Annotated in this window: 11 protein-coding genes; 5 read left to right on the plus strand and 6 right to left on the minus strand. The window is 36.1% G+C overall.

The features are described 5' to 3' along the window. The 4 genes from AC0INN_RS19180 to ribA form a co-directional block, all read right to left on the minus strand. Positions 1-1614: AMP-binding protein (locus AC0INN_RS19180; RefSeq protein ID WP_306614603.1), on the minus strand; the 1614-nt coding region annotated here is incomplete at its 3' end. Between the two features lie 188 nt (positions 1615-1802). Further along, on the minus strand, positions 1803-2201 hold the full coding sequence (gene nusG, locus AC0INN_RS19185; protein WP_273648455.1) for a transcription termination/antitermination protein NusG: 399 nt from the start codon (positions 2199-2201) through the stop codon (positions 1803-1805). 576 nt (positions 2202-2777) lie between these two features. Then, the gene (locus tag AC0INN_RS19190) at positions 2778-4208 is read right to left on the minus strand and encodes an SDR family oxidoreductase (RefSeq protein WP_273648456.1); all 1431 of its coding nucleotides are present in this window, start codon (positions 4206-4208) and stop codon (positions 2778-2780) included. Between the two features lie 48 nt (positions 4209-4256). After that, positions 4257-4847, minus strand: coding sequence for a GTP cyclohydrolase II (gene ribA, locus AC0INN_RS19195; RefSeq protein WP_273648457.1), 591 nt, complete (start codon positions 4845-4847; stop codon positions 4257-4259). Positions 4848-5180: 333 nt separating this feature from the next. Here ribA and AC0INN_RS19200 point away from each other — a divergent pair, with 333 nt between their 5' ends. The 5 genes from AC0INN_RS19200 (at position 5181) to AC0INN_RS19220 (ending at position 10074) form a co-directional block, all read left to right on the plus strand. After that, positions 5181-6659, plus strand: coding sequence for a cryptochrome/photolyase family protein (locus tag AC0INN_RS19200; RefSeq protein ID WP_273648458.1), 1479 nt, complete (start codon positions 5181-5183; stop codon positions 6657-6659). 44 nt (positions 6660-6703) lie between these two features. Then, positions 6704-6940, plus strand: coding sequence for a TIGR03643 family protein (locus AC0INN_RS19205; RefSeq protein WP_273648459.1), 237 nt, complete (start codon positions 6704-6706; stop codon positions 6938-6940). A 10-nt stretch (positions 6941-6950) separates the two neighbouring features. Continuing rightward, positions 6951-7649, plus strand: coding sequence for an SDR family NAD(P)-dependent oxidoreductase (locus AC0INN_RS19210; RefSeq protein ID WP_273651056.1), 699 nt, complete (start codon positions 6951-6953; stop codon positions 7647-7649). 36 nt (positions 7650-7685) lie between these two features. Next, a complete protein-coding gene (locus AC0INN_RS19215) occupies positions 7686-8333 on the plus strand; it encodes a MarR family winged helix-turn-helix transcriptional regulator (protein WP_172279111.1) in 648 nt (215 codons plus the stop codon). A 181-nt stretch (positions 8334-8514) separates the two neighbouring features. Beyond that, a complete protein-coding gene (locus AC0INN_RS19220) occupies positions 8515-10074 on the plus strand; it encodes a sigma-54 interaction domain-containing protein (protein WP_306614608.1) in 1560 nt (519 codons plus the stop codon). Here AC0INN_RS19220 and AC0INN_RS19225 read toward each other — a convergent pair. Both AC0INN_RS19225 and AC0INN_RS19230 read right to left on the minus strand, forming a co-directional pair. Beyond that, entirely contained in the window at positions 10053-10694 is a 642-nt protein-coding gene (locus tag AC0INN_RS19225; RefSeq protein WP_306614610.1) for a TMEM175 family protein, read from the minus strand. The genes AC0INN_RS19220 and AC0INN_RS19225 overlap by 22 nt on opposite strands. Before the next feature lie 126 nt (positions 10695-10820). Beyond that, entirely contained in the window at positions 10821-12173 is a 1353-nt protein-coding gene (locus AC0INN_RS19230; RefSeq protein WP_273648463.1) for a sigma-54-dependent transcriptional regulator, read from the minus strand. Between the last annotated feature and the right edge of the window lie 9 nt (positions 12174-12182).

Genomic DNA, 12182 nt, shown 5'->3' on the forward strand with positions numbered 1-12182 from the left:
CAGATCTTCACGATTTAAATAACCTCTTGCTAAACCCGCTCCCGCTATATACAATTCTCCATGAATTCCAACTGGTAACAGATGACCATATTCATCCAATATATAAATCTGTGTATTCGAAATAGACTTTCCAATATTTACATTTGGATCATTGACAATGGAAACAGATGACCATACTGCACACTCTGTAGGACCATATTCATTATACAGAATAGCATCGCTATGTTTTTGATGATTTAATACTAAATTTTTACTTAATTCCTCTCCTGCAACAATGACATGTTTCAGCGTATTTTCTCCTGAAATGTTTTCATTGAGATAAGGAAGCAAACTGGAGTAATAATTGGGAACACATAATATTCCCTCAATTTTATTTTTTATAATCCGATGCGAAATATATTCAACATCTTTAATATTCATATTGCTTTCAATAAATAATCTTCCGCCACTGCACAGTGTTCCAAAGATTACGGCTACCGAAGAGTCAAAAGAGAAAGAAGGGACAAGTAACATACTTTCAATATCATAGAAAGCAATTCTGTTGATCGTAGAATGAAATACATTCTGATGCTCAATCATTACCCCTTTAGGTTTTCCGGTAGTTCCTGATGTATAAATAACGTATGCCAGATGATTTCCTTTTATTGCACAACCACAGCTTTCCGCTGAATATGCATGTTTAACTTCATTAAACTTGGCCAGGAATACTTCATCTATATTCACTTTAGCTTTAGTATCAGATAGAATGTAGTCAATCCGTTCTTTTGGATAATCTCTATCGATAGGAACGTATGCTCCTCCAGATTTTAATATACCCAGTATGGATATGATCATCATTTCATTCCGGGGAAGTTGAATACAGATCAGGTCATCAGCCTTTATATCATATTGATTTTTAATATAATGAGCCAACCTATTGGATTCCATATCAAGATCAGCATAACTCAATGCTACATCTCCATAGATTACTGCAAGCCCGTCGGGATTTTTCCTTACCTGAGAATCAAATAAATCAATAATTGTCTGATCAGAGGGGTAATCAGTTGTCAAGTTAAACCTGCTAAGCATTTCTACTCCCTCCTCTTCTGAAACAAGGGCATAATCGGTGAGACTTGTATCTAGTAATTGATCATAATTGGAAAGAATATGCACTAAACTCTTCAATAAATTCTCAATTAAATATCCTCTATAAATATCTTTATAACAAATACTTAAAACAACCTTTTCTTCAGATTCGTTATACAAAAGAGAAAGATTATCCTGTACGGATTCAGATCCCTTCCCATACTGAATCGAAAAATTAGAGTATTTCGTTAAATCAAGATCATTGTTATTGTAATCAGAATGAGAAACAGCTTCTTTAATATTGCTGGCAAAACTCTTCAAAAGGTCTTTAAATGTTATCTCTGTATTTTTCTCAACATCCAATAATATTTTATTTTTTAATGGAATATGATCAGATGCAAACACCTTAATAACACCTTGAAAATCTTCACAATATCTATCAAGTAAAAAAGAAAAAACAGATGAAAGAATGGTTAATTTGGATAAAGAACTGTTTTTTGAAATTTTCAGAAAACTATCCAGATCACACTTCAAAATCTCGATTTCCAAAGATGCAGTGTTATCTTCAGATAAGACAACAATTTCTTTATTTTTTGTCTTATTTAGCCAAAAAATATTTGATAAAGAGGATGTGTTTAGCATTATATTAAATGATAAGGTTGGATTTCAGCGATCAGACTTTGTTGTAAAGAATCTATTCTTACACAAATCTTTTGATTGTTATTTATTATAGAATTTTACATGGATAAGACTCGAAAGGGCCGGATATTATAACTTTCTTTTTCTTCTATATTCAGTTCATGTATCCCTTTACACTCATAATAATGGTTCAGACATACTTTAATGCGATTTATTTCTTCATCTAAAATCCGGACTAATTTGCCTCCAGATCTGATAAATAATACAATCTCATCCATTATAAATGCTTTGAAATAATCTTTTATTATTTCCAGATAAATAAAGACATACAAATTAAAAAGAGGCTTTTCTACTTTCTTTTTACGGTCACTCCATTGTGACATTATTATATTGAGAGATAGATATATCGTGAAATCTCGCTCAGCTAAATTCTGAGCTATTTTTCTTTGGAGATGGGATTTGGTATAGATTACATACCAACCTTTGATAAAGTTCATAATGTTAAGCAATCACGGTTATTACAGCTTCGCCACTTAAGTCACAGTTTCTTGTGACAAAAGAGATATTAAAGAACTAAAAAAAAGAGAGATTATTAAAGAGACTTTAGATGATAATATTTTTAATCTTTGATTTTTCCGATTCTTAGTGTTTAGTTTTTCTGAGTTGCTAATGTAAAAAAAAAACATTTAAATTATGTCACTAAATTTTGAATTTAACAAAAAATTAATTTCTCATTAGCAGACAACACCTCTTATTATTCACTTTTTTACAGTAAGTTAGGTAAAATAGTTAAAATATTAATGTACAATATATCAACAAGTAATGAAATGAACAATCGAAAATTCGCCCCTAAATTAAATCAAAAACTAGTGACATAATAAGATTTAAGTAGACTTTATAAATTTCAACAAATTAACAAGATTAACAAAAAATTATTTGATAACAATCTCATCAAGGCCACAAGACCTCATGCGAAGATTACATTCTTCGATGCCGTTTTTCAATTTTAAAATTCGTTACTGTAATGACAGATTAAGCGACAATATTCATTTTGAGTTGATAACTTAAAAAAGTCACTTTTTTGCTAATCTCCTTACCATACCTTTAAAAATAATCCCATGAAATGGTAAAACAGAATACCAGTATAATCTCCCGGTCAGTCCATGCGGCCGGAAAACCGCTTTTTGCCAAAGCTTTCCTTTATAAGTTTTAAACATGAGCCATGCCTCACCGGGAAGTTTCATTTCTGCGAAGAGAATAAGTTTTCCTTCTTCTTTGTTTGCATATAAAACACGCCAAAAATCCAAAGCATCACCTTCGTGAAGTTGATCGGGATGTGTTCTCCCACGCCGCAATCCCGGTCCGCCAATCAATAGATCCAAAAACCCCCGTATTTTCCATAGGCTTTGCCCGTACCAACCGTTTGTTCCTCCTAAAGAAAAAACCCGGTTCAGACATTTTTCACGATCATCGTATTCTGCAGTTCTTAGATCCGTAAAGCATCCATATTTTGGGACATCAAGATAATTTTTCAGATTGGAATCACTTCTGCTGCTGATAAAGCTATCCTTCCAGCTTGATATAATTTCCTTATCCTGAATTTTAGCGAGAGTTCTTCTTAAGGCTGTATCATATGAAAATGGCTGAACACCCGTAATCTGTTTTATTTCCAGTAAGCTTTCTGGTCTGCATACCACCTCAATTTTCATACTTCCAACCAGTGCGGAAGCCAAATTATAGGATGTCGAAGTAATAAAATACAACCAATACGAGGACAGTTTGGGTGTCATTACGGGAACTGTAAAAATCTTTCTTTTCAGCCCTCTGATTTTAGCAAATTCCAAGAGCATTTCTTTATAAGTCAAAACATTATCACAACCTATATCAAAATTTCTGCGATAGGCCTTTTCTTTAAATAATGTAAAAATCAGAAAATCAAGAACATTGGCAATTCCTATCGGCTGACATTTTGTGTGAAGCCACCTTGGAGCGATCATTATGGGTAATTTTTCTACCAGATCTCTTATAATTTCAAAAGAAGCACTTCCTGATCCAATAATAATTCCGGCTCTTAAGACCGTGGCAGGAATTTTACATTGCATAAGAATCTTTTCAACCTCAAACCGGGAACTTAAATGTTGGGATAATTCTTTTTCGTTGACCAGACCCGAAAGATAAATGATGTGTTTGCATTCCGTGTTCTCAATAAAATTGGAAAAGTTAACAGCGCATTCTTTTTCTTTTTCAGCATAATCATTGCTATTGCTCATCGAATGCATAAGATAATACGCTCCTGAAATATCTTTCGGAATATTTTCCAGGGTTTCAGGTTTTAAAAAATCTACTTCCACTACTTCCACCTGACTATCGTTAATATCGACACTTTTGGAAAAACGATTTTTATCTCTGCAACAACAGATAACCCGATAACCCTGAGCAGCGATAACGTCGATCATTCTTTTTCCGATGTATCCGGTTGCGCCGGTGAGCAGAATTTTTTTCATAGGATTAGGCTTTGGTGGTTTGACAATGTTTGCCGGTGAAAGAAAAAATTATACCTTTTCTAAAAGATGTCCGAAATAATCTTTCTTTTTTGCCAGGTAACTTTCATTGACCTCATTCGACTCTATTTCCAGCGGAATTCTATTCTTTAGCTTAATTCCACTGTTATCAAGAGATTTCAGCTTTTCAGGATTGTTGGTCAGCAGATTAATTTCATTTACTTTTAAAATCTTCAGCACTTCTATCGCGATATCAAAATTTCTGCCATCAGCCGGTAATCCCAGTTTCAGATTAGCTTCTACCGTGTCAAAGCCTTTTTCCTGAAGTGCATAAGCTCTCAATTTGTTGATGATTCCGATATTCCGACCTTCCTGACGCAGATAAATAATCATTCCGCCGTTCTCATGCACATATTTCATAGCAGCATCCAGCTGTTGCCCGCACTCGCATTTTTTAGAATGAAAAACTTCGCCGGTGATACACTCCGAATGAAAACGCACATTCACCGCAGTACTAAAATCTGTATTTTCCGCCACCCAAACCAGATTCGGATTCCAATCATCTTCGAACTCTGAAAATGCATAAACAGTAAACATTCCAAAATCAGTTGGAATATTCGATTGCGCTTGTATTGTCAACATAATTTAAAAATTAAAAAATCATATAGTACAAATTTATACTTTATTTTAAATAAAAATAAAATTATTTACTAAATTTGTAGATAAATACATTTTCTTATGCAGGAAAATCCAATATCACACAGGAAAAAAAACTGAATTATATATTGAATACCAAAAAGTTATAATAAATGAAAGAGAAGTCCCGGATCAATGTTTCACTAATTACAACCTTTCGAAATTAATTTTTTTGACAAGGTGAAATAAAATAAAATTGAGCACTGATAAATAACAACCGGCCTTTTAATCCAGAGAACAGGCAAAACTTTACAACCCTAAGCAAGAATTCAGACGATTATGGCTAAAATAATAAAACATACCGCTCAACTGATTTTTCCGCATCAGCTTTTTGAGGATACTGATTACCTTATCCAAGATCAGCCGGTATTTTTGATAGAGGAATTCTTATTTTTCAGGCAATATGCGTTTCATAAACAGAAGATAGCTTTTCATCGTGCGACAATGAAGTTCTATGAACATACATTGAAAAAATCCGGTTTTGAGGTTGAATATATCGAAAGTTCATCAAAATACTCAGACATCAGAAACTTAATTCTGAAACTGGAAAACGACCATTTTAAAACTATAAAAACGACAGATGTTTGTGATAATTGGCTGGAAAAAAGATTAAGACAAACCAAATTAGATCTTGAAATTCATGACAGCTCTCTTTTTTTGAATACCAAAGAAGAGCTGAAAGATTACTTTGAAGGGAAGAAATCATACCATCAGACTGATTTTTACAAGCAGCAGAGAATCACCCGGAATATCCTGATGAAGGCAGGAAAACCGCTGGGAGGAAAATGGACCTATGATACGGAAAACCGAAGAAAATATCCTAAAAATAAAAAAGCACCTTTCATATATTTCCCGACAAACAATCAATATTATGAGGAGGCGAAAGAATATACCGAAAAACATTTTTCAAAAAATTACGGAATTCTTACAGATGAACAGCTTTATCCTACAACTTTCAAAGAAGCTGAAAAATGGCTTGAGCAATTCCTGGAAATGCGTTTTCCGGAATTTGGCATTTATGAAGACAGCATCGTGGAGAAAGAAAATTTTCTGCATCACAGTGTTCTTTCTCCATTAATGAATGTAGGACTTTTAACTGCGGAAAATGTTTTGGAAAAAGCCATTTCCTTTGCAAAGGAAAATGATATTCCGGTAAACTCACTGGAAGGTTTTGTTAGACAAATTTTAGGATGGAGAGAATTTGTCCGGGGTGTTTATCTTTATCAGGGTGTGCATCAGCGGAATAAAAATTACTGGAAACACAAGCAAAAACTTCCGGCATCTTTTTATACCGCTAAAACGGGAATCCAGCCAGTTGACAGCTCAATTCAGAAAATTCTAAAAACCGGCTATGCACACCACATCGAAAGGCTGATGATTTTTGCCAATTTAATGAACCTCTGCCAATTCGATCCTGATGAAGTATATCAGTGGTTTATGGAAATGTTCATTGATTCTTATGACTGGGTAATGGTTCCGAATGTATATGGAATGAGCACCTTTTCGGATGGTGGCAAAATGAGTACGAAACCCTACATCAGTGGCAGCAATTACATCAAAAAAATGAGCGATTATCCTAACGGAGAATGGGCAGAACAATGGGATGCACTTTTCTGGAACTTCATCAATGATAACAAGGATTTTTTCGCCAAAAATCCAAGGTTGGGAATGATGTTGAGAACGCTTGAAAAAATGCCGGAAGAGCAACGGAAACAGCATATAAAAAGAGCAAAAGAATTTATTGAAAATCTGAAATAATAAATAAAAATTTCAACATACGGGAAAGGGACCGGATTATCGAGATGGCCTGGGAAGACCGTACTCCATTTGAAGCTATAGCATTTCAGTTTGGGATCAGAGAATCTGAAGTGATTGAAATAATGCGTGCTGAATTAAAAGAATCGAGTTTTAAACTTTGGAGAACGAGGGTGAATTCCGGCGTGAGTCAAAAACATTTAAAAAAGCGAAATGAAGATATCATTCGCTTTAAATGCAGTAGACAAAGAACCATTAGCAACAATAAAATTTCTAAAAGATAATAGAGTAATCATGAAAAATATTGTCATCGTCGGATGTGGAAAAGGAATTGGACATGCAACAGCAGAAATCCTTTCCGAACAAAATAAAATCATAGGAATTTCAAGAACAATAAATCCCGGGGTAAATCATGCTAATATAACATTCCATCAAATGGATATTCTTTCCGGAAATTTAGATGAAATTACTTTTCCTGAAGTTGTAGACGGACTGGTATACTCTCCCGGAAGCATTAATCTGAAACCGTTTAACAGGCTTACCATAGATGAGTTCAAGAATGATTTTGAAATTAATGTGATAGGAGCAGTGAAAGTTATTCAAAAGCTTTTACCGAATCTTAAAAAATCTGAAAGTGCCTCTATTGTACTTTTCAGTTCTGTAGCGGCAAAACTGGGAATGCCGTTTCACTCTTCAATTGCTGCCAGCAAAAACGCTGTGGAAGGTCTTACCAAAAGTTTAGCGGCTGAATTTTCGGCACATAAAATCAGGGTAAATGCCATTGCCCCTTCTTTGACAGATACTGAGCTCGCCTCAAGCCTCTTATCAACTCCTGAAAAAAAGGAAGCATCCGCTAAAAGGCATCCTCTGCAAAGAATTGGAAATGCCGAAGAAATCGCGGAAATGACAGCTTTTTTAATTTCCGATAAATCTTCCTGGATTACGGGCCAGATTTTTGGAATCGACGGTGGAATGGGAAGTGTGAAACTTTAACGTAAAAAAGATATATTTTTAGATTAAATTTGTGCCATGAATACCGATTTTTTCATTGATTTGCTTCATCAGGTAAAAGAATTTGAAAACTCCGAAGCTTGTAAACCTCATTCTACCACTGAGGATTTCCGTCTTTGGCTCAATGATCAGAAATACAGAAAAGAAAGCCCTACAAAGCTTTTTAAAAATGAAGAGCATCAGGTTGCTTTTACCGAAAATGAAATCTGCAAACAGGTTCTGCTTTTGGCAAGATATTCCAAGCAACTTATTAGAAAGGGGCTGAATGACTTTCCTGAATTAGCCAATGAAGAATTCACCTATCTGTATAGACTGAAAGACGAACCAAACCTGACTAAAATTCAGCTCATTGAAAGAAACGGACATGAGAAACAGACGGGGACTCAAATTATCAAGCGTTTATTGGAATACGGTTTAATTGAAGAAAAAAACGACAGCGAAGACAAAAGAAGCAAACGTCTGAACATCACTAAAAAAGGAGAAGATTATTTCCACCGTTCTGTTAAAAAAGTAAATATCACTTCAAGAATTCTTGCCGGAAAGCTTGAAAATAATGAAAAAAATGAATTTCTGGAATTACTCAGAAAGCTTAATGATTTTCATTCTAATCTTTACTTTCAATATAAAAATTCTAATATTGACGAGATTACTGAAGCATTCGACTAGATCCAGAATTACGTGAAGTTTAAACCATGATCTCCTTAAATCGTCTATTCCCGGACCGACACCGGTTGTAAAGGCTAAACCACCAAATAAAGATTCTCTCTTCGAGGTTGCTTTTTTGTTTCTTTAAATGAGATCTTTTTCTCAATTTTCCTATCTTTAAATTTTCAAGTAAGAATTTTCTATGAGCAAGCCTTCTGATCCTAATGCAGAAATGATGAAACGCCTGCAGGACATGCAGAAAGAACAGCTTATCATTGCCCGTTTAGCCAAAGACTTTTCTACCGTTTTAAACAAAAAACAACTTCTTTCTGTTCTCAATACCTCTTTCAAAACTGAACTGGGCTTTAATGATTGTATGATTGTCAGGGATTACAGAGGGATTATTGAAATGCTCATCAGTGGGATTGAAAATCAAAATTACACTATAGATCATGCACTTGATACGTATTTAAAAAAATGCTTTGATTCCGCGGAACCCCTGTTTTTTGATCTTAAAGAATTGTCATCACTTCCTTCCTGTTTTACCGAAGTTAGAAATTCGGGAATGCGAATGGCTGTGGGATTAGGTCTGCCTGCTGTTAATGAAAATAAAAATGTGCTTTTCCTTTTCTACAGAAATTTTATCTCAAGAGATGCTATTCCGGAAAGGATTTTAAACGGCGTTTCTACCCAGGTTTCCATTACTCTTCATAATATTGATGTTCAGGAACAATTGAAAGCGTTTCAAAGAAATATCCAGAACTTTCCTAAAGAAACTGAAGAAGAAAAGAAAAGTGAGTATGGCTTTCATGGAATTGTAGGACAAAGTGAAGTAATGCAGACTATTTTTGAACAGATCTCGCAGGCAGCTCCATCACAATCCAATGTCATCATCTTTGGAGAAACGGGTACAGGAAAGGAGCTTATAGCAAAGGCTATTCATAAACTTTCAGAATTTTCGGGAAAGAAGATGGTCAGGATAAACTGTGCGGCCATTCCTGCCAATCTGATAGAATCCGAACTTTTCGGGCACGAAAAAGGAAGCTTTACCGGAGCAACCGAACAGCGGAAAGGAAAGTTTGAACAGGCGCACAACAGCACCATTTTTCTGGATGAAATAGGTGAACTTCCCCTGGAATTGCAAGCCATACTTCTGAGGGTTCTTCAGGAAAAAGAAATCGAAAGGATCGGGGGAAACAAAAGAATAAAAGTGAATGTAAGGATCATTACGGCCACCAACAGGAATCTTGAAAAAGAAGTCGCGGAAGGACGGTTCAGAAGTGATCTTTTTTACAGGCTGAATGTATTTCCTATCCATCTTCCTGCCTTGCGGGAAAGAAAAGAGGATATTCCTTTACTGGCAAACTACTTCCTTAAGAAACTCTATCCTAAGACAGGTAAAAAGATTACCGGTTTTTCTCAGAACGTGGCAAAAATGATGATTGCCAATCCATGGCTCGGTAATATCCGTGAACTAGAAAATATGGTTGAAAGAAGCATGCTGACGGCAAAAGGAAATATGATCAGGGAAATGGATTTTCCGAAAGTTATTAACTCTCAAAATACGGATCAGGATTTCCGGATCAAAACGCTCCAGGAATTCGAAAAGGAATATATTCTAAAAATAATCAAAAAATGTAACGGCCGTATTTTTGGTGAAACAGGTGCTGCAAAGCTGCTGGGATTACCGCCAACCACGCTGATTTCCAAAATGCAGAAACTCGGAATAGAAAAAAAACACTATTTCAAGGGATCTGAATAATGTTTGTCAAGCTCCATTTCTATTTTCCCGGAAGACAAAGCCCAGAAAATCCAAAGGCCTAAAATGATCAGCAGCGACAAGACCGGGATCCAGAACGACAGGATTAATGCAATCACATAAATCGGAAGCCCGTAAAAGTAATTATTATGGATCTTTTTTATAGCAGCATCGGTAATACCGGGACGCAAAAGTTTTTTATTCTGGGTGGCCAGAAACCATAATAAATTATAAGCAAGATTGATCAGAACAAAAATACCGGTATAAATTGCCACAACAACAGAGGAAGCTTCACCGTCAAAATACCTTGCCAGCAAAGCGGTAGGATAAGAAACTGCTGAAACCAGAAAAAGGATCAGTCCATTCGCAAACATAATTGCGGAATTCCGACTATAGATCTGTTTGAAGATCTTATGATGGTTTACCCACATGATGAAAATGCTGAAAAATGAAAGGATAAATGCCAGAAATGCCGGCCATTGATTCTTCAGAAAGACCAGCAGATCGTTCTCGTTCTGTATTGAATGCTCTTCAGGGAAATGAAGATCCAATACCAAAAGCGTAACGGCTATTGCAAAAATGCCATCACTGAATCCTTCTATTCTGAGTGTTTCTTTTTCCATAATTACCTGATTGATTTATTATTTGATACTCTGCGTAAAGGCATAATGATTTTGTCCTCAATTATTTGAAGAATTATGATTAAAAAAATGAATGAAAATATGGTCTCCGGTTAGCTTTGCCCGGGATTATTTATAGCCTTTGTCAATTCCTAATTTTTTCATTTTGGAATATAAAGTCTGAGCTTGTATTTTCAGCAGCTCTGCAGCACCGCCAGGTCCGGAAACTTTTCCGTTAGAAGTCTGAAGCGCACTTATAATATGATCTCTTTCCATATCTTCCAATGATTTCAGCTGGCCTGGCATTTCAGAAGATTTTTCAATGATTTTGGGCAGATCAAAGCTTTCTATTTCTGCGGTTTTGGCCAACAGAACACTTCGTTCGATCAAATGCTCCAGCTCACGAATGTTTCCCGGCCAGTGATAATTCAGCAACTGTTCTAATGCTTTTTCACTGATAGAAGTGATATTTCTTCTCGAAGCAGCGGCATATTTATTCAGGAAAAAATGGGCCAGCAATACGATATCTTCCTTTCTTTCTCTCAGCGGAGGCAGTTCTATAGGGAAAACATTCAAACGGTAATACAGATCCAGCCTGAATCTTCCTTCCGCCACTTCTTTTTCCAGGGAGCGGTTGGTCGCTGCAACAATTCTTACATTTACTTTAACTGTATTATGTCCACCAAGCCGTTCAATTTCCTTTTCCTGTAAAACTCTCAGTAATTTAACCTGTGAATCCAGTGGCAGCTCTCCTATTTCATCCAGGAAGACGGTTCCTCCGTTGGCTTGTTCAAATTTTCCGATCCTCAATGTATTGGCTCCGGTAAAGCTTCCTTTTTCATGTCCGAAGAGCTCGGATTCGATAAGCGCATGCGGCAGTGCGGCACAGTTGACTACAACAATAGGATGAGCGCTGCGGTCTGAAAGCTCATGAACGGAATGAGCCACTTTTTCCTTACCCGTTCCGCTTTCCCCGACCACCAGAACAGAGGTATCTGTAGGAGCGACTATTCTTATTTTTTCAACAACATCCTGAAGTACCTTACTTTTCCCGATAATTCCTTCAATCACTTCACGATTTCCGTTATCTGTACACAGTTCACAGCCTCTTTCCATATCATAACGGTATCTGGCAATGTCAAGCATAACAATCATATCACGCTCCCGGAAAGGTTTTACCATAAATCCGTAGGGCTGCGTTTCTTTCACTGCTTCCAGGGTAGACTGGTTGGTATTGGCTGAAATATAAAGAAAAGGCAGATTCATTTCACGCAGTTCCCAGGCAAGATCGATTCCTGTGAGGTCTCCTTTTAAGATGATATCAAGAAGTACCCAATCCGGCTTGCTGTCTGCAATCAGTTTTCTGGCCTGAACCACCGAAGATGCGATTCCTGTGATCTGGTAACCGGCTTTCATCAGCATCAGCTTCAGATCATTGGCTACAATAAATTCATCTTCTACAATTAATATTTTTTCTTTCATGATAGTCAG

The sequence above is a fragment of the Chryseobacterium subflavum genome (assembly GCF_055762745.1).